Raw genomic sequence first — 22,990 nt, forward strand, 5'->3', positions numbered from 1 at the left:
ATTCAGTTGGCGGTTCCATAGACAAGCTCCGGAAGAAACAGGACGATCTGCGGCGTGAAAGTGATGACTATCAGAAGGGCGAACAGCGCCAGGGCATAGGGAGCGGCCTCCCGCGCAACGGCCATGGCGCTGACATTGGCTATGCGCGCCGTCACGAACAGCGCCATTCCGACCGGCGGCGTCAGCAAACCGATCATCATGTTGACGATCATGACGATGCCGAAATGAACTGGATCGACGCCGAGACCCACGACGACGGGTACGAGAACCGGCGCGACGAGAATGAGGATCGCAGTCGTGTCGAGCAACATGCCCAGGAACAAGAGCACGATGTTGATGATGATCAGGAATTGCCAGGTCGCCAGATCGAGCGACACGATGTAACCGGTGAGATGTTGCGGTATCTGTTCATGAGCCAAAATCCAGGCGAACACGTGCGCGGCCGCGACGATCAGGAGGATGCCGCCGGCCTGCAGGGCCGTGTTGCGTGACGCTTCCACGAATTCCCGGCCGCCCATTTCGCGATACGCAAAGCCGAGAACTGCAGCGTAGAAGACGCCGACGGCTGCGAGTTCCGTCGCGGTGAAGATGCCTGTGCGCATGCCGCCGATCAGCACCACCGGTATGAACAGGGCGGGAAGCGCCACGACAAGGCTCTTCAAGCGGTCCCGGTTCGAAGTTTTCGGACTGCGGGGGAGGTCCTCTTTGCCGGCGCGCAGATGGACGGTGAGCATCAGCACGAACATCATCAGAAACGCCGGAGCGATGCCGGCCAGGAACATGCGGCCGACCGAGACGTCCGCAATGAATGCGTAGAGGATCGAGGCGATGGACGGCGGCATGATCGGGCCGATCGTCGAACTGGCCGCGGTGATGGCGGCCGCGTATGCGGGTCGGTAGCCGGCCTTGCGCATGGCGTCGATCTCGATCGCTCCAAGACCGGCGGCGTCGGCCAGCGCAGATCCGGACATGCCGGAAAATATCACCGAGCTGACCACATTGACCTGCGCCAGGCCTGCCCGCCAATGTCCGACAAGGGCGCCGGCGAAGGCGAAGATGCGGCCGGTTATGCCCGACACGTTCATGAGGTTGCCCATGAACAGGAAGAGCGGAATGGCGATCAGCAGGAAACTGTCCAGACCGAAGATCATACGCTCTGCGATGATCGAGACCGGCACGCCTGCAAGTAGGATAGCAAAGACGCCGATGAGGAGGATCGCGGCTGCGACCGGCAAACCCAGAGCCAGTAGCGCTGCGAGACTTAAACCGTAAACCGCTATCATGTCCGGATCGCCGCGTTGCCGGAGGCTTCATTGTCAGGCGCCCCTGTCAGAACAGAGATGGCACGGACAAGGGAGTGAAAGGCGATGAGAAAGCTGCCGATCGCAGCCGGCCACACCATCGTGGACATTGACCAACGGGTCGCCGCCAGAGGAAGTCCGCCCACGTTCTGCGCGAGCTTCATCGCGAGATAGGAAAACCAGATAAACGTCACGAACATGACAAGATGAACGATCGTCATGACAAATCTGCGGTATCCGGGCTGCAGGACATCAACCACCGTGTCGACCGCAATGTGCATTCCGCGTCGTGTGACGGCTGCGGCGGCGATGAAAGTAAGCCATATCAGCATCAGCCGGGTCAGTTCCTCGGTCCAGATGAAGGGGTTGGTCAGAATGTATCGGCCCACGACCTGGAGAAGAGCGATGGCCGACATCGCGATGAGAAGGATGACGGCGACCGTTTCTTCCAGCATGCCAATCAGACGCGTGAATTGCCGCATGGTCTTAACCGGTTTTCATTAGGCCAACGCCTGTTCGCGGCCAAGCGCGGAAAACACAGGCGTTGGCGTCTGCATGTCAGTGTTCGGTGTCACGGATGCGCGTGTAGAGGTCCGCGTCTCCGCCCCAGAGTTCGGCGAGATCCGGAATGCCTTCCGCCGCAGCCGCTCTCCATGCATCGATATCGCCAGGCGTGACGAAGGTCATGCCCTTTGCTTCCAGTTCGTCCTGGACGGAGGCTTCGTTCTCCGTGAAGGCTTTTGCGATATACTGAGTCCCCGCACGCAACGCCTCACGCAATTTCTGCTGGTCTTCCTCGCTCAGCTTGTTGTAGGCGCTGTCGCTCATGAGAATCGGACCGGGCGCGGCGAACGACCAGGCAATGAGATTGACGTGGTCGGACACCTCGAACAGTTTCTGCGCAAGGATCGTGTCGAGCGGCACGTCGGCGCCGTCGACGACGCCAGCCTGAAGCGCCGAATACATTTCCGAGAAGGCGACAGGCGTTGGAGTGGCGCCAAAAGCCTGGAACACCTGCGGATAGGGCGGAATGTCGGCGACCCGAATCTTTACGTTTTCGATATCCCCGATCGAATTGAGGGGGATGCCTTTGGTAATCACGTGGCGCGTGCCGCGGGGAAACCATCCCATGATATGAACGCCGCTGGCGTCCGCGACGCCTTCTTCCCATTCCTTGCCGACATCGCCGTAGACGACAGCCTGCCAGTGATCGTCATTCTCGAACAGATAAGGCGCATCGAGAACAGCAAGTTCCGGAAGGTGTACGCTGGCGCCGCCGGGGGAGGCGAGCAGCATATCAACGCCGCCGGTGCGAACGGACACATGCATGTCGCGCTCCGTACCCAGCTGAGACGACGGAAAGACCTCCAGCTTGATCCTGCCGTCTGTGGATTCGGCCAGTTTCTCGGACGCAAGCTCCATTCCCTTGTGAAACTGATGCGTCGGGGCCAGCACATGACCCATCTTGAGCGTCACGTCCTGTGCGTTCGCCGCTGCTGAAAATGAAAGTGTGGCCGCGCATGCTGCGACCAAGAGCGAAAACTGCTTCATGTCATCCTCCCTGAGCTTTCGATTGTTATAAGTTATATTTTATAAAATCATTGTCAACGGCCTTTGTTAGCCGCTGTCTTCGGTCACATATCCGCGACAGACAGCTAAGCCGAACCATGGTTCGGCGCTTGCGCGATACATGCGAGCGCAAGCGAAGCTCATTGCCCTAAAGGGAGCACGACACTCAGCCCCGCTCCATTCGTCCTGGAGCCGTGGAAGGGCGAAGCCGCTGTAAAGACAGCGTTGAAGACGCCTATGATCTGCCAATACTGTTGGACTTCTCCAGATCCGTGAAGCTGCGCTCAAGCGCATCGAGCACAGGCTCGACGTCGTCCATCGACAGGCAAAGCGGAGGGACCATTCTCAGGACGTTCTTGAAGTTGCCTGACTTCGACAGGACCAGACCATGGGCGCGGGAGCGCTCGAACACGAATGCGGTTTCGGCGCTGGCCGGAGCCTTGGTTTCCCTATCGCTGACAAGTTCGATCGCCTGCATGAAGCCGCGACCGCGCACGTCGCCGATAACGTCATGACGCTGCTGAAGCGCTTTCAGCCCTTCGCCAAGTATGGCGCCGACCTTTTTGGCGTTTGCGACCAGATCTTCGTCCTCGATGATTTTCAGCACCTCGCGGCCGACAGCGCAGGCCACCGGATTTGCCCCGTAGGTGTGGAACAGGAACTTGTCGGCCATGGTTTCCGCCACCTCGCGTTTGGCGACCACTGCGCCGAGCGGGATGCCGTTGCCGATGCCCTTGGCAAGGACCATGATGTCCGGAACAACGCCCTGGGATTCAAAACACCACAGCGATTCACCGGTCTTGCCGAAGCCGGACTGGACCTCGTCGAGAATACACAGGCCGCCGCGCGCCCTCGTTCTTTCGAACGCGCCTTTCAGATAACCCTCCGGCATCGGAATAATCCCGCCATATCCCTGGACGGGCTCGATGATCATGCCCGCCAGCTGGCCGCTGGTCGTGTAGTTGATCGTTCTGTCGAGATCATCGAGATAGGGCTGGACGCCCTCGCCAAAAATGCCCCGGTATTGATCGGGTTCGGCGGCGAAGGACACATTGGGAACCTGGCCGATATTGTGTCTGAAATTGCCGACGCCAGTGACCGATTGCGCGCCGTAAGTCGCGCCATGATAGGAATTGCGGAGGGCAATAATGTCGTGGTTGCCGGTCGCCGTGCGGGTCATCATCAGTGCGAGGTCGATCGCCTCCGCGCCGGAATTCGTGAAATGCACGACCCAATCGTGGCTCGCCGGCATCGTTGCGGCCAGTTCCTCTGCGAAGTGCGCCGGCACCGGATGGTAGAACATGGTGGTGCAGTGCGTCAGCTGTTGGACCTGTGACGTCATGGCTGCGACCACCCTCGGATGGGCATGGCCGACACTGATGCACAGATTCATACCCAGCAAATCGATGAGCCGGTTGTCCTGTTCATCCCAGACGTATTGGCCTTGGCCGCGCTTGATGATCAGCGGTTTTTCGTAAGGCACGAAAGCTCTTTGCGTCGCCGCGAAGAAACGGTTGCGTTTATCGATGATCTCTTCGGTAGACCAGGTGACGTCCAGCCCCGACGCATCTTCCTTCATGCTGCAGCTCCTTTAATAAAATTCGCTTAAAGCGAACGAAATTTCTTTATTGACGAACAGTATGTGTTTATGCACTATTTTTTTCAAGCAGCTATTCGAGGTCAATATCCATGCGCATTTCTTTCCCCGAACACGGACTTTCGAAGAGCGACGTGCTGGCCTCGATGCAGGCGCTGAAGTCCGGCGACATCGACTGGAAGCGCGGTCGCGCGCCGCTCTACGTCTTCGACGGCGGGGAAGACGTTTACGAAATGGGCAGAGCCGCTTTTTTCGAGTTCTTCAAGGAAAACGCCCTGGGCGGTCGTCGCGCCTTTCCGAGCGTCCTGCAGATGGAAGAGCAGGTCGTTGGCATGGCCATTGACCTGTTGCATGGCGACGACGATGTGCGCGGTTTCATGACAACCGGCGGCACTGAAAGCATCATCCAGGCCGTTCAGTCCGCTCGGGACTACGAAAGGAGCAAGGGCAGGACGCCTAAGACACGCTTCAATATCGTGGCTGCGGCGACCGTTCATCCCGCCTTCAACAAGGCGGCGCGGCTGATGGATCTGGACGTGGTTCGAACGCCCGTTGACGCGAATCTGAGGGCGGATCCGGACGCGATCGCCAAGGCGATCGACGACGATACCATCATGCTCGTCGGTTCTGCCCCCTGTTTTCCCTATGGCGTCATCGATCCGATCAAGGAGATCGGGCAGATCGCGCTGGACACCGGCGTATGGATGCACGTGGACGCCTGCGTCGGCGGTTATGTCGCGCCCTTTGCGGCCATGATCGGCCGGGATATTCCCGCCTTCGATTTTGCGGTTCCCGGCGTCTGTTCGATCTCCGCCGATCTCCACAAGTTCGGATTCTGCCCCAAACCGGCTTCGACCGTGTTTTACAGGGACGAAGTGCGCGCGCGACACCATGCGTTCGACTTCGACGACTGGCCGAATGGCAGGTTCTATACGAACACGATTTGCGGCACCCGGCCGGCCGGCGGCGTCGCCGCGGCCTGGGCTGTGTTCAACCATCTCGGGCTTGATGGCTACAAGCTCATCGCCACCGAGTTGATGGATTTCATCGACCTCTACAAGAAGCGGATTTGCGAAGTCGACGGACTGGAAATCCTCGGCAAGCCGCATCTTTCGATCGTGGCCTACAAGTCGGACGATTTCGACATCTATGCCGTCGCCGAAAAGCTGAAGAACAAGGGATGGCTCCCTGGCCTGGTGCGCGATCCCAAGGCGATCCACCAGATGATGTCGCTGGTCCATGCGAAGGTGTTCGATGAATATATCGCGGATGTCGAAGACGCCGTGACAAGCGTCCGGTCCGATCCGGGCATGCAATCCGAACTAAAGGCGACCTACTAGAAGATTCGCGAGTCGCGAAAACGAGAGATGTGTAGCGCGTACAACGATCAACTTAGGAGAGACCCATGAAGCATTTCACGAAGCTCCTCCCGGTCGCAACGGCCCTTGTGGCCCTTTCGACATCGGCAGTCTTTGCTCAGGAGTATAAATTGAAGGTCGGGGTGAGTACGCCCGAAGGCTATTCTTACAATGTCGCGCTGGCCGAATTCAAAAAGCAGGTCGAGGAAGGGTCGAACGGCGACATCGAGGTAACGGTGTTTCCATCCTCCCAGATGGGCGGCGAAGCCGAGATGGCGCGCAACGTTCAGATCGGAACGCTTGAGGCGACTGTTGTTTCAACAAGCAACATCAGCCCGTTCCTGCCTTCGCTCCAGGTTCTGTCCGTGCCGTATCTGCTGAAATCCATCGAATGCGCGATGGCGGTGACGAGCGGCAACGTCGGGCAGGAAATGGCCAAGGAACTCCAGGAAAAGGCGGATATCCATGTGCTTGGATACTACACCTTCGGATACCGGCAGCTCTTCAACACAAAACGTCCGGTCAACAGCGTCAGCGACGTGGCAGGACTGAAAATCCGCATTCCCCCGGACAAGTACCTGGAACAGACATGGTCGGCAATGGGCGCGTCGCCGATTCCCTTGCCCTTCTCTGAACTGTTTCCGGCGCTCCAGCAGGGAGTAGTTGACGGTGACGCCAACCCGATTTCCAGCATCAAGCAGTTCAAATGGTACGAAGTCGTGGACAATGTCGCCGTGACGAATGTCGCAGTCGGTATGGCGACCTTTGCGATGAACGGACGCTTTTTCAACAGCTTGCCGGAGGAGTACCAGAAGCTCGTCACGGACGCAGCGACGAATTCCGTAGGCGTCAACATTTCTGCGGACGCCGCCAATACGGAAGAAGCCGTCGTGTTTCTGAAGGAACAGGGCGTCGAATTTACCGAACCTGATCTCGCCGGATTCCGCGAGGCTGCGCAACCGGTTCTGGATTCAGCGTCGGAAGAGTTCGGTAAAGAACTGATCGACCGGATTGTCGCCGCACAGGATGGTTGCTGACCGGAACGACCTGGCAGACCTGAAACAACATAATAAAAAACTGAAACTCGGGCGGCGTTGCGCCGCCCGGCAGGACGCCCTTTTTACGTCAACGGGCCGGTGGAGACTTTTATGGCAAACAGGCGCGAAGTCGGCGACTCGGCAGATGGTCTGAGAATTGGCGTCGATGTCGGCGGTACTTTTACCGACATGGTCGTAGCCAGCCCAAACGGCTCGATACACGTTTTCAAGGTTCCAAGCACGCCTTCCAAACCGGATGACGCGGTGCTGGCCGCGGTGGAAAAGGCGGCGAACGAGTTCGGAATGCGCCAAGACGACTTTCTCCGGTCTGTCTCGCACTTCATCCATGGCACGACGATCGCCACCAACACGGCGCTGGAAGGAAAGGGCGCCCGTGTCGGTCTGATCGTGACGGACGGGTTTCGCGACTTTCTCGAAATCAGACGCGGCATACGGGATAACCCGTGGGACCACCATGCTCCGTTCGCGCCGGTTCTTGTTCCCCGATATCTCCGACGGCCCGTCAAGGGTCGTCTTGATGCGGAGGGGAAGGAATTGCAGCCTCTTTCAGTGGACGACATCGCTGAAGCTCTGCGGACCTTTCGGGAAGAGGACGTGGAATCCTTCGCGATCTGCCTGATGAACGCATTCCTCGACGGAAAGCACGAACGCGAAGTCGCCGCGGAACTTGAAAGCAAATTTCCCGAAAACTACGTCACTTTATCCAGCGAAGCGGCGCCAATTCTTGGCGAATATGAACGCGGCTCGACCGCAGTCATGAACAGCTACGTCGGCCCGCGCACAATCAACTACTTGCGCGCGCTCGAAAAAAGGCTGGCTGAGGCGGGGCTGACTTCCCCCCTTCTTCTCGTACAGAACAACGGCGGCATCACGTCTGTCGAAGAGGTCGCGGACAGGGCCGTCAATCTCATGCTTTCCGGACCCGCCGCCGCAATCGGGTCCCTGAACCACTTTGCGGAATCCATCGGCAAGAATAGTCTTATATCGATGGAAATCGGTGGAACGAGTTGCGACGTCATGCTCATGAACGAGGGGCATGTCAATTATACCGACAGACTGCAAATCGCCGGCTACGATATCGTCTCTCCTTCAGTCGAAGTCCATACCATCGGAGCGGGTGGTGGAACGATTGCGCGCGTCGATGAAGCCGGATTGCTGCTGCTGGGTCCCGAGGGCGCCGGTGCCAGGCCCGGACCTGCCTGCTACGGATTTGGCGGCGAACAACCGACAGTTACCGACGCACACGTGGCGCTGGGACGTTTTGTATCCGGTCCCTATGCGGATGGAGCGATCACCATTGATGCGTCGCGGGCCCATGATGCAATTGACAAGCATGTCGCCAGACGGCTCGGCGTGTCGGTTGAAGATGCGGCGATCGGCATTTTGCGACTGATGGACCAGCAACTGGTGCTCGCGGTTCAGAAGCTCAGCACCGAACGCGGCAATGATCCGAAATTGTTCGACCTGGTGGCAGGCGGCGGCGCCGGCCCCCTCCATGTCGTGAACGTTGCGCGCAATCTCGGATGCCAGAGAGTGTATGTGCCGCGGATATCCGGCGCCTTCTGTGCGCTCGGCATGCTGGGGTCCAATTGCCGACACGATAATATGAGGTTCTTCCGCGGCATATTGGGAGAGATTTCGCCCGACGACCTGGTTGACGGCCTTCTGGATCTTAGAATGGAGGTGATCGACAAACTCCTGCGCGAGGGGTTCAAGGAGGACGACGCGATTGTCCAGTTCACCATGGATCTTCGCTATGTCGGCCAGCAATGGGACATTCCTGTCCCGGTCGACCTGCCGATCGAATACGACCGCGTCCGTTCTACGTTCGAAACGATGCATGAGAAGCTGTTCGGCCATGTTCAGTCAAAAGGAGCGATAGAAGTCAGAGCCTTGAGATCCTCCGCCACCGGCCTGATGGAAAAACTTGTGCAGCCCCAGGGCGCGCAGACAGCGGCGCCTCCCGTTCCGGGAGAGACCCGACGCATCTGGGTCGCTCAGAAATCCGGTTGGATGGACGTCGCCTGCTACTCGGGCGCAACGCTGGTCTCAGGCCATGCTTTTGAAGGCCCCGCGCTTATCGAAGAAAAAACCACGACGCTGCTGGTCGGCGACGGCGATAATGTCACCGTCGACAATGCGGGAAATTACCTGATCATGATGGCGGACAATGACCATGCGTAGCCAAATCGATCCCATATCGCTTGCGATCATCCAGAACCGGCTCGATTTCATCGCCAGGCAAATGGGATGGGTGATGATCCGGACGTCACGCAGTCCGATCTTCAACCAGTCGCACGATTTTTCCTGTTTTATAGCGGATGCGGAAGGGCATCTGATCTCCCAGGCCGACGGTATCCCGATCCACACCGGTGGCGGGGGCTTCGCCGTCGAGGCGATCCTCGACTATTTTGGCGACGATATTTACAAGGGCGACGTGTTTCTCCTCAACGATCCATATGTGGCCGGAGGAAATCATCTTCCCGACTGGGTCGTCGCGTGGCCTGTCTTCGAGGGCGATACGCTGATCGCCTTTACCTGCAACCGCGCGCACCAATCCGACATTGGCGGCGGGGCGGCCGGAACATACAATCCCGAAGCGACTGAAATTTTCCATGAGGGCATCCGGATTCCGCCGGTCAAGCTTGTGCGTGACGGCGAGATGGATGACGACCTGTTCCGGTTGCTGATGCTCAACACCCGCACGCCGCATCTGCTTGAAGGGGACCTGCTGGCGATGATCGGCTCCGCCCGTATCGGCGCCGAGGAACTGCTCAAACTGTCTGCCTCCCAGGAAGGAGGATTGCGCGGCGCGTTTGAAGGCGTGATGGATCACGCCGAGCGGAAGATGAAGCACCTGCTGCAGAACCTCGAGGACGGCGAGTATTCCTATGAGGAAAGTTTTGACAATGACTGTTTCGAAACGCGGAAAATTCGTATTCGCGTCACGCTGATAAAGAGCAAGGACAGGCTGACCGTAGATTTCGCCGGAACAGATCCGCAGATCCGAGGCTTCAAGAATTCCTCTTTGGCCAATACCTACTCCGCCGTTTATGCCGGAATTGTATCGTTCTTCGGAAAGGAACTGCCTCGAAACTCCGGAACGTTCCGCGCGATCGAGATTTCCGCGCCAAAAGGCAGCCTGGTCAATCCCAATCCGCCAGCGCCGGTGACCATGTGCACCGTGTTCCCGGCGCACGAGATCATGCACTGTATCTGGTTCGCCCTGACGGAGGCTTCGCCCGAAAGAGCGCTTGCCGGATGGGGGAAGAACTCCTTCCCGGTGACTTCTGGTCGCGACCGGGAAAACCGCACCTGGGTGATGTATAACTGGTCGGCCTGTTCCGGCGCAGGCGCGACGCGGACGCGAGACGGTTTTGAACAAATCGGTCCGATCGTAACGCTTGGCGGGCTCACGATTCCCAATGCGGAAACCTTTGAGCAAATTTATCCGGTGCGCATAAACAAGCAGGAATTGCGATGTGACGGCGGCGGCTCGGGCGAACACCGGGGCGGCTCGGGTGTCGATTACGACGTGGAGTTTCTGACTGACGTGGAAATGTCATTTCGTTCGGAAGGCGCCAATCGGCCCACCGGCGTTGGTGTTTGCGGCGGCGGCGATGGCAAGATGGCGACGATGGATTTGCGAAATGCGAAAGGCGAGGCGATGGCCGTTCCGGATTACGGCAATGTGTCGCTTGGGCCCAACCGGATGCGGATATCTTCTCCCGGCGGCGGCGGGGTTGGAAATCCTGCAATGCGGGACGCGGAACTCGTTCTGCGTGACGTACGGGACGGGCTTGTTTCCATCGAGGCGGCCAGGGAAGACTATCGCGTGGTGGTCAACAGCGCCTCCAAACAAATAGACTGGTCGTCGACCCGGTCTCTGCGCAACAATGCGGGCAGTAGCTAGGGGCAACGGGGAACCGCGATGGCAGAAACAGAAAGCGCCGGCAGGGTGGGATTGAAGAGCCTATTGCAGCATCTGGACAGGTCTGAAGAGTATCTTGCGTGCGCGATGCTGTTTATTCTGTACTTGATGCTGACGTTCACAATCGTCATGCGCTTTGGCTTCAGCATCGGCTATAGCTGGATCGAAGAACTCTCCCGCGTCGTTTTCGTATGGGTCGTCATGCTGGGCGCCGCGGCCGCCATGCGGCGGGGAACCCATATTCGTCTCACATTCGGAATTGAAATGTTCAAGGGTCGCGCGAGAACCGTCGCGCGTCTGACCGGAGAAGTTTTGCTGCTGGCGTTTTGTCTTGCGACCGCCTGGTACGGACTTCAATTGATCCTTTCCACACTGCGGGTCAGCTACACGTTGCCGTCCAGCGGAATGTCGATGTTCTGGGCCTATCTGAGCGTACCGGTCAGTTTCGGTTTGCAGGGCTTGCGAATTGTCATGCGTGAACTCGGGTACAAAGCGAGCTGAAGGAACAGCCACCATGGGTCCTGTTGAAGTTGCAGTCTTTCTCTTCGGTGGTTTCACGATCCTGATTCTGCTCGGCTTGCCGATCGCGCATGCGCTGGGCGCGATATCCCTCTTGCTCTTGCTGGTCGAGGGCATCCCGGCGCTTTCCGTGCCTCAGACGATCTATCACGCGACGGACCAGTTCCCTTTAATTGCGGTGCCGTTCTTTGTTCTCGCCGGCTATCTGATGGAATATGGAGGCGTTTCGCAGCGACTGATCGATTTCGCCTCCTCGCTTGTCGGCCATATCACTGGCGGCTTCGCCAGCGTCACCATCCTGGCCTGCATGTTCTTCGCGGCCATGTCCGGTTCCGGTCCGGCGACAGTGGCTGCCATCGGCACCATCATGATTCCGGCAATGATACGCAACGGTTACCCGGCGCCCTTCGCCGGCGCAGTCGCTTCGACAGGAGGGACGCTGGGCATCATGATACCGCCCAGCACGCCGATGATCATCTACGCTGTTGTGGGCAATGTCTCCGTCACGCAAATGTTCATCGCCGGCATCGTTCCCGGCATCCTCACGGGGCTTGTGCTTATCGTCGCAAGCTGGTGGTTCTGCCGATCCAGGGGTTACACCACGCGCAACGAAAGAGCGTCTCTGAAAAAAATCGCAGAGGCAATGTGGGCTGCGCGATGGGCGCTGCTGGCGCCTGTCATCGTTCTCGGAGGTATTTATGGCGGTGTATTTACACCGACCGAGGCCTCGATCGTCGCCGTGAACTACGCGCTGATCGTCGGCTTCTTCGTATATCGAAAACTGACGCTTCGAAGCTGCGTTGATGCGTTCTTCAAGGCCGTTATGGTAGGAGGAACGGTGACAATCATTGTTGGATTGGCCGGCGTATTCGGGCGCCTGCTAACCCAGTATCAAGTGCCTCAGATGGTCAGTCAGGCCGTTCTGGATCAGACCGACAATCCCTACCTGATCCTGATCATCATTGCGATCGGGCTGATCATCATCGGCACGTTCATGGAGACCCTGGCGACGATTGTATTGCTCACGCCGATCCTGCTTCCGGTTTGCATGTCTGTCGGGATCGATCCGATTCACTTTGGTATATTGCTGGTAGTCACGTCTGAGATCGGTTTTCTTACGCCGCCGCTGGGCGCCAATCTGTTCATTGCGATGCCAATCGCCAATGTGTCGCTTGAGCAAATATCAAAGGCGGTCCTGCCTTACATCGCATTGCTCTGCCTGATCGTCCTGATTTTGATCATGGCGCCGTCATTGAGCACTGGCCTGATCGACTTGTTCTACAAATAGACCGGGCGGCAACTACGCTAGGCCTGCCTCAACTGAACCTCGATGCTGCACACGGTGAAGTCGATTTCCGATTTCATGCGTTTGTACCAGTCATCGTCCACACGGTAGAGCGGCGCAGAGACGCAAATACCTGCGATCGGACGACCTGACGCGTCGCACGCGCTCTTGGCAATTCCTCCGACATCGTTGTGCCAGCCGCCTTTCATATGCGTATATCCGTTGCGCCGAGCTTTCTCGATTTCCAGCCACAAGGCCTCTTCCGACGCAATGCTCAACGCTGTGCTCGTCTGAAAGGATTGCGGCATGATCGCCTTAACCTGGTTGTTGTCAAGCGCGGCAAGCAGAGAGATGCCCGTCGACGTCAGATGCGCAGGTATCCTCTCTCCAACCTTGACATTCAATCGGACAGCGTGATTGCCCGGAAAGACTGTCAGATAGAGGACGTCGAACCCGTCGAGAACGCCCAGAATAACCGCTTCATTGGTTTGTTCTTCAAGACGTTTCAGATACGGATTCGCCAAACTTTCGATCTCGCTTGAGAAGCTTGCGCGTCCGAGTTCCCAGGCTCGGGCTCCCAGCCGATAATCCCCCTGGGGCATCCGTTCAACGAAACCGCGCGTGCGGAGCGTATTGAGCACGGTGTGAATCCCGGATTTCGATTTTCCCAAGCCATTGGCGATTTCGGTCAGATTCAACTGATGCGCAGAACTGAGCAATTGCAGCACGTCCAGACCGGTGTTGAGGCCGGACCTCGACGTAGCGCCGGTCTTTTCCGAGCCTCCGCCTTCGTCAATTGGTGTCTGTTGCGTTCTTAATTGCATGCTGCTCATTTCTATATCACGAAAAGACATTTGTGTCGGCGGCAATGCATAACGGTGAGATAGAAGTAAGTTCAACCGCCAGAACTGTTTTTTGGTCACAGTGGGCCTGCGCGAACAACAGGCCAAAGCTGTGTGCAACGGGTGCGCGTCGCCGGATTTCTGATGCGCGTGAGACTCGCAGGCAGGAGTCGGTTCAGCCTTCCAAAGTGCCGACGCCGTAGTTTTTGTATCGGTTGCCGACTTTCGTCATTTCTTCGTCGGAGAGCATCTTCGGCGCGCCGCCCTGGAGCGCCATGAGATATTGGCGTGCCAGCGTTTCCAGCTTGACCGTTGTGCCGAGTGTCTGTTCGAGAGAAACGCCCATGGCGATCATCCCGTGATTCGCCAGCAGGCAGGCCGTTCTGTCTTGCAACGCCTCAACGGCCGAATCCGCCAGATCGGACGTGCCGAAGGTCGCATAGCGCGCGCACCGCACATTATTGCCGCCAAAGGCCGCGACCATATAGTGAAAGGCGGGCAGAGGTTCTCGCAGGCAGGACAGGGCCACGCAGGCGTCTGCATGGGTATGGATCACCGCCTTCGCGGCCGGGAAAGCGCGCATGATCGCCAGATGCATGTGCCATTCGCTGGATGGAATGCCGTCGCCGACGACTTTGCCGTCCATGTCGATCTGAACAATGCCTTCCTCTGTCGCGTTTACGGCGTTACAGCCGGTGGGCGTGATGAAAAGGCCGTATTGCGACCTGACGCTGACATTGCCGCTGTTGCCGTGATTAAGTCCATGGTTTTGCAATTCGCGTACGGTTTGAACGATTTCTCTGCGTTGCAATGTTTCGGTCATGGGCGATCTTCCGTGTGTTCCGGGCGCAGCATGGAGTCGAGCATCGGGAGAAACATGTCGACCGGGCCGAGCTTGCCGGATTTGAGGCTCAATGCGGTTACGTCGTCTGAGGTCGTCGCCGCCCTCGCGATGCCCGCCTCCCGATAGGGGCCGATGTGCAGGCTCTTGACGCCGAGGCTTTCAACGACTGCGCCTGACGTCTCGCCGCCTGCGACGACGAATCGCCTGACGCCGATGCGGTGCAGACCGACCGATATTTCCCCGAGAATCCGTTCTGCAAGCGCGGCGGCGCCATCCTTGCCAAACCTTTGTTGAGCTGCGACGACTGCATCCGGCGAGGCGGACGTGGATATCGCGACGGGACCGTCGACCAGACGCCGCTCGGCCCACGCAAGCGCGTCGGCGATGGCCTGCTCCGGGTTCTCAACGTCGGACAATCTGATTCGGTTGACCGGCCTGTGCGTCTCGAAAGCGTCGAGCTGTGCGAGCGTGCGTTCGGCGCAGCTGCCGGCGAGGACCACGCCGGCCCCGGAGGCGGCCGGAACAACCTTCGCTTCTGCCCTGCCGCCAATTCTGTTTCTGGCGCGCCAGACCGCCGGATAGTGGCGTACAATGGCGGCGTTTCCGGTCATCAGCTTCCAGCTTTCGGTGAGTTCGGCGATGGCGGCCAGATCTTCCTCATGGATCGCGTCGACGACGATATGACGTATCCCGGAGCCGACCAGATCATCGACGGCCTTCTGCAATCGTGAGCTTCCGCTGTGTATCGCGGAATGCCAGACCAGACCCACCGGATATGCCGACTGTCTGCCGAGGACGGCGACCAGATTGGGATCGTGCATTGGCGTCAATGGATCATGGCGTTTCGGGGACTCCGATACGAGCTGCCGCCCCACGAACAGATGTCCGTTGAAAACGCTGCGTTCCATTTCGACCGAGGTTGGACAGAATGCGGTTTGATCGGCGCCCGTCATTTCGAGAAGCCGGTCGGCGACAGGTCCGATGTTTCCGTCGTCGGTCGAATCGAATGTTCCACAATATTTGAAGAACAGTTGCCGGGCGCCGGCGGTCTGGAGGTTTTTCGCAGCCTCCTCCGAGAGGCGGACGGCCTCTGCGGGATCGATGACCCGCGTCTTCTGCGCCACCACCACCGCCTGGGCGTCGCCAACGCTCGCAACCCCTTCCGGTTTCGTGACGAATGCGCAATCCACGCCTTCGGCCACCAGCATGGCGGCGGTTTCCATTCCGCCGGTCAGATCATCGGCGATGACGCCCAACTGCAGACTCACGGCGTTCTTCCTGTAGCGATTGTCATTGTTGTGACCATTCCATGGCGGGCGGACTTTGTCAGGTAAGACATGCCAATCCCGCCTAGTCCATCAGTATTCCGCCATTGATGTCGAGGATTTCACCGGTGATCGAACCGGCGTTCACACTGGCCAGATAGGAGACGCAATGGGCGATTTCGTCGGCGTCGGTGAAGCGACCGATGGGAATGCCGCTCAGCTGCGCCGCCCTCTGTTGGTCGCTCAGTTGTTTGGTGACCATCGGCGTCATGACGTAGCCGGGCGCAATGCCATTGACGGTAATTCCCTGCGCCGCCGATTCCCGAGCCAGCGAGAAGGTCAGCGCGCCAAGCCCGCCCTTGGAGGCCGCATAGGCGGTTCCGGCCGTCAGGCCGCCGGTCTTCATGGACAGCGAACAGATATTGACGATGCGCCCCCATCCAGCTTCGCGCATATCGCGCAAAGCGAGCCGGGCGAGATAGAAAGGACCGCCGAGATTGACCTCGATGATCTTGCGCCATTCGTCGGCAGACGTTTGTTCCGCCTTGTTGTTGGAAAGAATGCCGGCGTTGTTGATCAGGATCTGCACCGGTCCGTGTGCTTCTTTGAGTTTTTCCCATTCGCTTTCGATTGCGGCGGGATCGGATATGTCGAGCACGAGCGGAATGGCGCGTCCCGGCATCTCGTCGGCAAGCGCCTGAAGCGGATCCATGGCCAGGTCCAGCGCGACGACGCGATGGCCGTCCGCGACCAGTTGCCTTGTGATGGCCACTCCCATGGTGCCGGCGGCGCCTGTTACGATGGCGAGACAATCTGACGTTTTACTCATGCTTTTACTCCGCGAATGTTTGCTGATGGCCAGCGATCGTGAGAGGCGCCCGGAATGTCATTGGAATGCATAATGACCTTACGCACCGACTGAATCGGAGCGCGCGCGATCTGGATGGCGGCATGGATGGCTGTCTCCACCTGCAACCCGATCCTCCTGTTCGCTGCGACGGTGAGTCGACCCGAAACTACAGAAAATGATATTAGATGCAAGATGCATCATGTATCATGCTTGACGTCAATATCGAATTGTTGCAGTTTGCGCGCCAGCGACGCCGATGCGGAGACATTCATTATTCGGCGGGTGACTGAAAATACGTTCTCGACCACGGCAACAAGGGGAGGAAATGGTTCAAAACGGAGTAGTCGAAGGGCGCAAGGCGTTTGATCTGCCGCTTGCCCTCCTGCGCAGTTTTCTGGCCATCCCCGCCTGGCCCGCGCTGTTGCTGTTGTTCACGATCGCCGCGATCGTCCAGCCGCGCCTTCTCAGCGTGCCGTTCCTTTTGATCGTTCTCAGGCAGACCGTGCCGCTGGCGCTGACGGCGATCGGACAGTGCCTTCCGATGATCGGGCGCTCCATCGATCTCTCGATCGGCGGAGTGATTGCGGTGGTCAATGTAACCCTTGCGCTGCCTATGTTCTCAGGAGGCCCGGTTGTTCTTTCGATTGGATTTCCGCTGCTCTTCGGCGCGCTCGTTGGCGCTTTCAACGCCATCCTCATCGTGTTCGTTCGCGCTTCGGCCGTGGTTGTTACGCTGGGCGTATCCGTGATGCTGATCGGGGTCAGCTATCTGGTCAGCGGCGGCGCGCCGGGCGGCTCGGTTCATCCGTTCGTGCGTGAAATCGCCACCGGGCGCTGGGGCCTGTTCCCGGTCGCCGGAGCGCTGCTCCTGACGCTTGCGCTGATTTCGGCTTTCGTATTGCGTCGCAGCGTGTTCGGACATGCGCTTTACGCGACGGGGTCATCATACGGCGCAGCCTGGCTGGGCGGCGTGTCCGTGCGCAAGGAATTGCTGGTCGCGCATGTGCTCTGTGGCGTTTTCGCCGGCGTCGCCGGTATCATTTTGACGGGTTACATCGGCACTGGCACGCTGAATCTCGGCGCAGACCTGGTTCTCGCATCCGTGGCGGCCGTTGTCCTCGGCGGGACGACTTTCGGCGGCGGCGCAGGCGGTGTGGCTGGCGTTCTCGCCGGCGCCTATGCGCTGACGTTTCTCGCAAATCTTATGACTGGTATGGGCCTGGGCAAACCTGCCCAGCTTATCGTTCAAGGCGCAATCATCGCCGGAGCGGCAGCTCTTGCGCGATTGCGCCGACAATAGAATTCCTCGGATGGGCCGGGGAACAAATGCGCGCCGAGCGGCGCGCCATTTTGGAGGAGTATAATGCATATGAAAAACTTGTTCCTGGCCGGCTCTTTGCTCTTGGCCGTTGCTACGGCGCCGGCTTATGCGCAGGTTCCGGAACTCAACCCGGCGCTCTCGCCGGTTGAAGGATCTCCGATGGTCGACAAGGCCGCCGCTTCGGAGAAGGACGAGTTCGTCCTTGGTTTCTCGAACATCTCTGTCGTCAACACCTGGCGTGTGCAGATGGTGGAAGAACTCAAGCACGAAGCGTCGCTGCATCCTGAAATTACCGAAGTCATCGTCGCCGACGCCGGCGGCGACGTAAATCGTCAGGTGGCCGATATTGAAAGCCTGATTACCCGCGGCGTAGACGCCTTGCTCGTGGCGCCCGGTTCCGAAGTCGCCCTGAACAATGCGCTTGAAAAGGCGCACGAAGCGGGTATTCCGGTCATCATCTTCTCGTCAAACGCGACGCCTGAAAACTACACGGTGAAGCTGCTTGCGGACGATGCGCAGTTCGGTCGCGACGGCGCCAAGTATCTTGCCGAAGCTCTCGGCGGCAAAGGCAACGTCATCGCAATTCGCGGTATTTCCGGAAACTCGATTGACAATGATCGTTGGCGCGGCGTCGAGGAAGTGTTCGCCGACTATCCGGACATCAAGGTCATCGACCAGGGTTTTGCCGACTGGGCTTACGACAAGGGCAAGCAGGTTTGTGAGTCGCTGCTGATCGCGCATCCGAATGTCCAGGGGATCTGGTCTTCAGGCGGCGCTATGACCCAGGCATGCGCCGAAGTCGCTGAAGAGAACGGTCTTCCGCTTATCCCGATGACCGGTGAAGCCAACAATGGCTTTCTGCGCATCTGGAAGGAAAAGGATCTCCAGAGCGTCGCTCCGATCAGCCCGACCTGGTTCGGCCAGCAGGGTGTTGTCGCCGCGCTGCGTGTTCTCAAGGGAGAGCCGATCGCCCAGGACAACCTCGTTGATCCGAAGCCGATCACCAAGGAGCAGATCGACGAGTTCTATCGTCCGGAGCTGAACGACTCCTACTGGGTCGGCTCTACGCTCCCGGATGAAAAGCTCCAGGAAATCTACGGCAAGTAAGCCTGCAATGCTTCTGGAAGTTCAGGACATCACCAAGGCTTTCGGCCCTGTTCAGGCCCTGCGCGGGGTCTCGCTCAAGCTGAAGCCGGGCAGCATCCACGCGGTGCTTGGAGAAAACGGCGCTGGCAAATCCACCCTGATGAAAATCATTTCAGGTGTGTATCCGCCCAGCTCCGGAACGCTCATCATCGGTGGTAAAGAGGTGAACTGGAGCGCCGCCGAACAGGCGCGCGCCGCCGGTGTCTCCACGATCTTCCAGGAGTTCATCCTGCTTCCGAATCTGTCCGTGGCCGAGAACCTGTTTCTCGGCCGCGAACCACGCAACGCCCTCGGCATGATCGACCGGCAGGAGATGGCGAAAGAAAGCCGCGGCATCCTTGAGGATGTAGGTCTGGACCTGGATCCGAATGTGTTGACCGGCAGTCTTCGCGTGGCCGAACAGCAAATGGTCGAGATCGCGAAAGGCGTGATGCGCGATGCGAAGATCTTCGTCTTCGACGAACCGACCGCTGCGCTTGGCGACCGGGAAGCCGGCAAACTTTTTGATCTGATCCGACGGCTGCAGGGTGAGGGGAAGGGTATCCTCTACATCTCCCACAGGCTGCCGGAACTGTTCGATCTCTGCGACGAGGTGACCGTCCTGAAAGACGGCCAGTACGCAGGACATTTCAAGATGAGCGAAACCAATTCCGAGGAACTGGTGACGACGATGGTCGGCCGCTCGCTTGATCAACTCTATCCTCACCGCAAGGGACCCGAGGAGGCCGGACCGCCTCTGGTCGAGCTGCGCGACGTTGTGGTGGAAGGGCTGAAAGGTCCGGTGAATTTTTCAATCGGACGCAACGAGATAGTTGGTCTGGCTGGCCTGGAAGGCCAGGGGCAAATCGAGATTACCCGCGCAATATTCGAGGGACATACGCTGGTGTCCGGCGAAATAAAGTTCAACGGCAAGGATTTCAGTCACACGGGGCCGTCCGGCGGAATCAGGGCCGGCATTGGACTTATCCCTGAAGATCGAAAGGCAGAGGGTCTGTTTCTCAGCCTGAGCGTTGCGCGCAATATATCCGTCGGGCTCTTGCCCGGACTTGGGCTGGCGCGTCTGGCTCCGACATTAAAAAGCCAAATCGCCAACCAGGTTGAGCGCCTTCGGGTTCGTTTGCGCAATGTCAATCAGTCCATCGGCGAGCTGTCGGGCGGCAATCAGCAGAAGGCGCTGCTGGCGCGCTGGCTGGTTCGAGGCGTGAAGCACCTGATCTGCGAGGAACCGACCCGAGGCGTCGACATCGGCGCCAAATCCGAAATCTATGCATTGTTGCGCGAACTTGCAGACAGCGGCGTGCCGGTGCTGGTGACGTCGCGCGAACTGCCGGAACTCATCGGTCTTTGCGACCGCATCATCGTTGTTCGCAATGGCGCCACCGTCGCGGAGTTCCGCGGAGAAGGAGCGACCGAGGAAATGATAATGGCAGCCGCCGTCGAAGGGGAGTCGGCATGAAGCTGATGAGAGCAACCACTGCAGCACGGATGCGCCGCATGACGGCGTTGCCGGTCATCCTGCTGATCATAGTCCTCGCCTGTATTCTGGGCTACTTCAGCCCGCATGCGCTGGCCACCCAGAACCTGATCAATATTCTCAACCAGCAGGTCAGCCTGATCCTGGTGACGATCGGGCAGGTCATGGTCATTCTGACATCCGGTCTGGATCTGTCCGTCGGGTCGGTCGTATCCATGACGACAGCGATCGTCAGCCACAATACGCCCTATTCTATTCCACTTGCCATGGCTGCCGCGCTTTCTGTCGGACTGGTCAACGCCATGGGCATCCTTTATCTCGGCGTCCATCCCATTCTCATGACCCTTTCAACGATGACCGCCGTTCAGGGCATTGCGCTCTATATCCGGCCGATCCCGGGCGGCGAGGTCGCCGACTGGATGTCGTGGTATGCGTCGGCGGAGTATTTCGGTTTGCCTCTGCCGGTCATGTTCGCCGCGTTTGCCGTGATCGTCGGCACCCTGATTGTCGCCCGCAGCCGCTTTGGACTTCATTTGATGGCGACCGGAGCGTCGGAAGAGAGCGCGTTGCTCGGGGGCGTCAATACGAGACGCGTCATCGCCTCGGCCTACCTGTTTTCTTCCTTTTTCGCCTGTCTGGCCGGTTTGAATCTCGCTGCGCGTCTTGCGAGCGGCGATCCGCTGGTCGGCAACGCTTTCGCGATCGATTCGATTGCGGCGACCGCGCTTGGCGGAACCCAGCTTTCGGGCGGTCTCGGCGGTCTGACCGGCCCTGTGACCGGCGTACTGTTCCTGGCGCTTCTCGGCAACGGGCTCAATCTGCTGAACATATCGACCTACTATCAGATGCTTATAACGGGCGGCTTGCTGGTGCTTGCCGTCAGCACGCACAGGCGCAAACAGCCGGGGCTATAGATCCCGGCTACAAGAGGAGAAACGCTTCATGGAAATCAAGGCGATCGTCGACTGCCAGACCATATTGGGCGAGGGACCGCTCTGGGACGTCAAGGAACAGAAGCTCTACTGGATCGACAGCTATGGCAGCAAGATCTTCCGTGCAGATGAAAACGGCGACGGCGTTGAAAGCTGGGATGTGCCGGAAAAGATCGGCTCGCTTGCATTACGTGAAAGCGGCGGCGCGGTGCTTTCGCTGGCGAATGGATTCTATCTTTTCGATTTCGAAACCGGTCAGTCGGAGCTCATTCAGGCGATTGAACACAAGGGCGAAAACGTCCGCATGAATGACGGAAAGGTCGACAAGCGCGGCCGCTTCCTTTCAGGCAGCCTGGAAACCACGGAGACGCAGGCGCTCGGCGTGCTCTATAGCCTGGGCGCCGACCGGCAGGTCACGCAACTCGACGACAACATCACCGTTTCCAACGGACCCTGCTGGAACCCCGACCACAGCATTTTCTACTTTGCTGACAGTCGCTCCCGCGCGATCTGGGCTTACGACTATGATCTGGAAACCGGTCTGGTGGCGAACAAGCAGAAATTCTGCGATTTCGCAGAGGAAGACGGCCTGCCAGACGGCGCGACCGTGGACGCGGAAGGCTGCGTGTGGAGCGCCGGCGTGTACAAGAGCAAGATCCACCGTTTCGATCCGGCAGGCAAGAAAATACTCTCCATCGACATGCCCGTCGTCTGCGTGACGTCGGTGATGTTCGGCGGACCCAACCTCGACCGACTTTACGCGACATCGATGCTGCGCGCGCCAGTTCCGGGCATCACGGAAACAGGCGTGGAAGCCGGATCGCTGTTCGTAATCGACGGTCTGGACGTGCGGGGCTTGCCTGAATATCGATACGCGGGCTGATTGTTTTTGCGATGAATTGCAAGTACCTGTAATTCATCCGGCTTTGGGGAGCCCAAAGAATGTCAGTCTGATTCTGACAAAGAAAAAGCTCTGGGACAAGAAATGCGACACAAGACCGTAGTGAAGGAAAATCTTTCCGAGCAGATCTATCGGGATATTCGCCTGTCATTGATGGACGGCGAATTCCGGCCGGGAGAGAGGCTTACCATCAGTTCGGTCGCGACGCAGTACGGAACCTCGATCACGCCGGTTCGAGAGGCGCTTTTTCGCCTGGCCAGCGAGCGTGCTCTGCAGGTCAAGGCAGCGACGTCGATCGTCGTGCCTCAACTCACGCCGCGTGATCTGCGCGAGATCGTCGCCATTCGAAGAGAACTTGAGGGGATGGCCGCCTACCGTGTGTGCGAGTTGGTCACGCCCGAGATAATCGCCGAATTCGAAGCGCAGAACGCGACCTTCATAAAGGTCGTTTCCAACGCGCGCGACGCGGCGCGCGCAAACCGGGATTTTCACTTTCTGAATCTGCAATTTGCGCAAATGCCTTACGTGGAAACGATATGCGAGAATATGTGGACTTTGATGGGCCCTTTCTTGCGCACCTTCCACGAAGAGGTTCCTCTCAAACGTCTGGGCGCCGACGACCATCTCCACTTCAAGTATATCGCTGCCCTCAAAGCCAGCGATCCGGAGGCGGCGCGGGACGCCATGCAGCAGGATATCGCCTGGAGCTACGAGCTCATCACGAAGCATGAACAACACGAAAAAGGCGGTCGCGAGACCGCCTGATCGGATGCAGGAAAAATTGCCCGCCCGCTTTG

General features: G+C 58.6%; 20 protein-coding genes. 12 read left to right on the forward strand and 8 right to left on the reverse strand.

Features of this window, described 5'->3' with window-relative positions:
• Positions 1-2: 2 nt before the first annotated feature.
• From AAFN47_RS11540 to AAFN47_RS11555, 4 genes are all read right to left on the reverse strand, one after another.
• Positions 3-1,283 (reverse strand): TRAP transporter large permease, encoded by a 1,281-nt coding sequence (locus tag AAFN47_RS11540; RefSeq protein ID WP_499809378.1) that lies wholly within the window; start codon positions 1,281-1,283, stop codon positions 3-5.
• The gene (locus tag AAFN47_RS11545) at positions 1,280-1,783 is read right to left on the reverse strand and encodes a TRAP transporter small permease (RefSeq protein WP_499809379.1); all 504 of its coding nucleotides are present in this window, start codon (positions 1,781-1,783) and stop codon (positions 1,280-1,282) included. The genes AAFN47_RS11540 and AAFN47_RS11545 overlap by 4 nt, the downstream gene beginning before the upstream one ends.
• 76 nt (positions 1,784-1,859) lie before the next feature.
• Positions 1,860-2,852 (reverse strand): TRAP transporter substrate-binding protein, encoded by a 993-nt coding sequence (locus AAFN47_RS11550; RefSeq protein ID WP_499809380.1) that lies wholly within the window; start codon positions 2,850-2,852, stop codon positions 1,860-1,862.
• A 253-nt stretch (positions 2,853-3,105) separates the two neighbouring features.
• On the reverse strand, positions 3,106-4,449 hold the full coding sequence (locus tag AAFN47_RS11555; protein ID WP_499809381.1) for an aspartate aminotransferase family protein: 1,344 nt from the start codon (positions 4,447-4,449) through the stop codon (positions 3,106-3,108).
• Positions 4,450-4,559: 110 nt separating this feature from the next.
• Between AAFN47_RS11555 and AAFN47_RS11560 the strand changes: the two genes are divergently transcribed.
• The 6 genes from AAFN47_RS11560 (at position 4,560) to AAFN47_RS11585 (ending at position 12,621) form a co-directional block, all read left to right on the forward strand.
• Positions 4,560-5,807 carry a pyridoxal phosphate-dependent decarboxylase family protein gene (locus AAFN47_RS11560; protein WP_499809382.1) on the forward strand — a complete coding sequence of 416 codons (1,248 nt, stop codon included), beginning with the start codon at positions 4,560-4,562 and terminating at the stop codon, positions 5,805-5,807.
• A gap of 65 nt (positions 5,808-5,872) precedes the next feature.
• Positions 5,873-6,862, forward strand: coding sequence for a TRAP transporter substrate-binding protein (locus AAFN47_RS11565; RefSeq protein WP_499809383.1), 990 nt, complete (start codon positions 5,873-5,875; stop codon positions 6,860-6,862).
• Positions 6,863-6,973: 111 nt separating this feature from the next.
• The gene (locus AAFN47_RS11570; RefSeq protein ID WP_499809384.1) at positions 6,974-9,067 is read left to right on the forward strand and encodes a hydantoinase/oxoprolinase family protein; all 2,094 of its coding nucleotides are present in this window, start codon (positions 6,974-6,976) and stop codon (positions 9,065-9,067) included.
• Complete coding sequence (locus AAFN47_RS11575; protein WP_499809385.1) at positions 9,060-10,796, forward strand: hydantoinase B/oxoprolinase family protein; 1,737 nt, start codon at positions 9,060-9,062, stop codon at positions 10,794-10,796. The genes AAFN47_RS11570 and AAFN47_RS11575 overlap by 8 nt, the downstream gene beginning before the upstream one ends.
• An 18-nt stretch (positions 10,797-10,814) precedes the next feature.
• Entirely contained in the window at positions 10,815-11,315 is a 501-nt protein-coding gene (locus tag AAFN47_RS11580; protein ID WP_499809386.1) for a TRAP transporter small permease, read from the forward strand.
• A gap of 13 nt (positions 11,316-11,328) precedes the next feature.
• Positions 11,329-12,621, forward strand: a complete 1,293-nt coding sequence (locus tag AAFN47_RS11585; protein WP_499809387.1) for a TRAP transporter large permease — start codon at positions 11,329-11,331, stop codon at positions 12,619-12,621.
• 17 nt (positions 12,622-12,638) lie between these two features.
• Here the strand turns inward: AAFN47_RS11585 and AAFN47_RS11590 are convergent, their stop codons facing one another.
• The 4 genes from AAFN47_RS11590 to AAFN47_RS11605 all read right to left on the reverse strand — a co-directional run bounded on the left by AAFN47_RS11590 (position 12,639) and on the right by AAFN47_RS11605 (position 16,398).
• Complete coding sequence (locus tag AAFN47_RS11590; protein ID WP_499809388.1) at positions 12,639-13,451, reverse strand: IclR family transcriptional regulator; 813 nt, start codon at positions 13,449-13,451, stop codon at positions 12,639-12,641.
• Between the two features lie 184 nt (positions 13,452-13,635).
• A complete protein-coding gene (locus AAFN47_RS11595) occupies positions 13,636-14,283 on the reverse strand; it encodes a class II aldolase/adducin family protein (RefSeq protein WP_499809389.1) in 648 nt (215 codons plus the stop codon).
• Positions 14,280-15,572 (reverse strand): 3-oxo-tetronate kinase, encoded by a 1,293-nt coding sequence (gene otnK / locus AAFN47_RS11600; protein ID WP_499809390.1) that lies wholly within the window; start codon positions 15,570-15,572, stop codon positions 14,280-14,282. The genes AAFN47_RS11595 and otnK overlap by 4 nt, the downstream gene beginning before the upstream one ends.
• Positions 15,573-15,654: 82 nt before the next feature.
• Positions 15,655-16,398 carry an SDR family NAD(P)-dependent oxidoreductase gene (locus AAFN47_RS11605; RefSeq protein WP_499809391.1) on the reverse strand — a complete coding sequence of 248 codons (744 nt, stop codon included), beginning with the start codon at positions 16,396-16,398 and terminating at the stop codon, positions 15,655-15,657.
• 346 nt (positions 16,399-16,744) lie between these two features.
• Here AAFN47_RS11605 and AAFN47_RS11610 point away from each other — a divergent pair, with 346 nt between their 5' ends.
• From AAFN47_RS11610 to AAFN47_RS11635, 6 genes are all read left to right on the forward strand, one after another.
• Complete coding sequence (locus tag AAFN47_RS11610; RefSeq protein WP_499809392.1) at positions 16,745-17,719, forward strand: ABC transporter permease; 975 nt, start codon at positions 16,745-16,747, stop codon at positions 17,717-17,719.
• A 69-nt stretch (positions 17,720-17,788) separates the two neighbouring features.
• Positions 17,789-18,847, forward strand: a complete 1,059-nt coding sequence (locus AAFN47_RS11615; protein WP_499809393.1) for an ABC transporter substrate-binding protein — start codon at positions 17,789-17,791, stop codon at positions 18,845-18,847.
• 7 nt (positions 18,848-18,854) lie between these two features.
• The gene (locus AAFN47_RS11620) at positions 18,855-20,342 is read left to right on the forward strand and encodes a sugar ABC transporter ATP-binding protein (protein WP_499809394.1); all 1,488 of its coding nucleotides are present in this window, start codon (positions 18,855-18,857) and stop codon (positions 20,340-20,342) included.
• Positions 20,339-21,274, forward strand: a complete 936-nt coding sequence (locus AAFN47_RS11625) for an ABC transporter permease (protein WP_499809395.1) — start codon at positions 20,339-20,341, stop codon at positions 21,272-21,274. The genes AAFN47_RS11620 and AAFN47_RS11625 overlap by 4 nt, the downstream gene beginning before the upstream one ends.
• A gap of 28 nt (positions 21,275-21,302) precedes the next feature.
• Positions 21,303-22,175, forward strand: a complete 873-nt coding sequence (locus tag AAFN47_RS11630; RefSeq protein WP_499809397.1) for an SMP-30/gluconolactonase/LRE family protein — start codon at positions 21,303-21,305, stop codon at positions 22,173-22,175.
• A 102-nt stretch (positions 22,176-22,277) separates the two neighbouring features.
• Positions 22,278-22,958: a GntR family transcriptional regulator gene (locus tag AAFN47_RS11635; RefSeq protein WP_499809398.1), complete on the forward strand. Its 681-nt coding sequence runs from the start codon at positions 22,278-22,280 to the stop codon at positions 22,956-22,958.
• Positions 22,959-22,990: the final 32 nt, after the last annotated feature.

Source organism: Hoeflea sp. CAU 1731, from assembly GCF_039888615.1.
Lineage (GTDB): Bacteria > Pseudomonadota > Alphaproteobacteria > Rhizobiales > Rhizobiaceae > Flavimaribacter.

What these genes read in the sequence shown, in the direction of transcription:
- AAFN47_RS11550 (WP_499809380.1), bottom strand. Translation starts at nt 2,852, where the DNA reads ATGAAGCAGTTTTCGCTCTTGGTCGCAGCATGCGCGGCCACACTTTCA.
- AAFN47_RS11570 (WP_499809384.1), top strand. Translation starts at nt 6,974, where the DNA reads ATGGCAAACAGGCGCGAAGTCGGCGACTCGGCAGATGGTCTGAGAATT.
- AAFN47_RS11575 (WP_499809385.1), top strand. Translation starts at nt 9,060, where the DNA reads ATGCGTAGCCAAATCGATCCCATATCGCTTGCGATCATCCAGAACCGG.
- AAFN47_RS11545 (WP_499809379.1), bottom strand. Translation starts at nt 1,783, where the DNA reads ATGCGGCAATTCACGCGTCTGATTGGCATGCTGGAAGAAACGGTCGCC.
- AAFN47_RS11620 (WP_499809394.1), top strand. Translation starts at nt 18,855, where the DNA reads ATGCTTCTGGAAGTTCAGGACATCACCAAGGCTTTCGGCCCTGTTCAG.
- AAFN47_RS11610 (WP_499809392.1), top strand. Translation starts at nt 16,745, where the DNA reads ATGGTTCAAAACGGAGTAGTCGAAGGGCGCAAGGCGTTTGATCTGCCG.
- AAFN47_RS11555 (WP_499809381.1), bottom strand. Translation starts at nt 4,449, where the DNA reads ATGAAGGAAGATGCGTCGGGGCTGGACGTCACCTGGTCTACCGAAGAG.
- AAFN47_RS11615 (WP_499809393.1), top strand. Translation starts at nt 17,789, where the DNA reads ATGAAAAACTTGTTCCTGGCCGGCTCTTTGCTCTTGGCCGTTGCTACG.
- AAFN47_RS11635 (WP_499809398.1), top strand. Translation starts at nt 22,278, where the DNA reads ATGCGACACAAGACCGTAGTGAAGGAAAATCTTTCCGAGCAGATCTAT.
- AAFN47_RS11565 (WP_499809383.1), top strand. Translation starts at nt 5,873, where the DNA reads ATGAAGCATTTCACGAAGCTCCTCCCGGTCGCAACGGCCCTTGTGGCC.
- AAFN47_RS11605 (WP_499809391.1), bottom strand. Translation starts at nt 16,398, where the DNA reads ATGAGTAAAACGTCAGATTGTCTCGCCATCGTAACAGGCGCCGCCGGC.
- AAFN47_RS11625 (WP_499809395.1), top strand. Translation starts at nt 20,339, where the DNA reads ATGAAGCTGATGAGAGCAACCACTGCAGCACGGATGCGCCGCATGACG.
- AAFN47_RS11560 (WP_499809382.1), top strand. Translation starts at nt 4,560, where the DNA reads ATGCGCATTTCTTTCCCCGAACACGGACTTTCGAAGAGCGACGTGCTG.
- AAFN47_RS11630 (WP_499809397.1), top strand. Translation starts at nt 21,303, where the DNA reads ATGGAAATCAAGGCGATCGTCGACTGCCAGACCATATTGGGCGAGGGA.
- AAFN47_RS11585 (WP_499809387.1), top strand. Translation starts at nt 11,329, where the DNA reads ATGGGTCCTGTTGAAGTTGCAGTCTTTCTCTTCGGTGGTTTCACGATC.
- AAFN47_RS11595 (WP_499809389.1), bottom strand. Translation starts at nt 14,283, where the DNA reads ATGACCGAAACATTGCAACGCAGAGAAATCGTTCAAACCGTACGCGAA.
- AAFN47_RS11540 (WP_499809378.1), bottom strand. Translation starts at nt 1,283, where the DNA reads ATGATAGCGGTTTACGGTTTAAGTCTCGCAGCGCTACTGGCTCTGGGT.
- AAFN47_RS11580 (WP_499809386.1), top strand. Translation starts at nt 10,815, where the DNA reads ATGGCAGAAACAGAAAGCGCCGGCAGGGTGGGATTGAAGAGCCTATTG.
- AAFN47_RS11590 (WP_499809388.1), bottom strand. Translation starts at nt 13,451, where the DNA reads ATGAGCAGCATGCAATTAAGAACGCAACAGACACCAATTGACGAAGGC.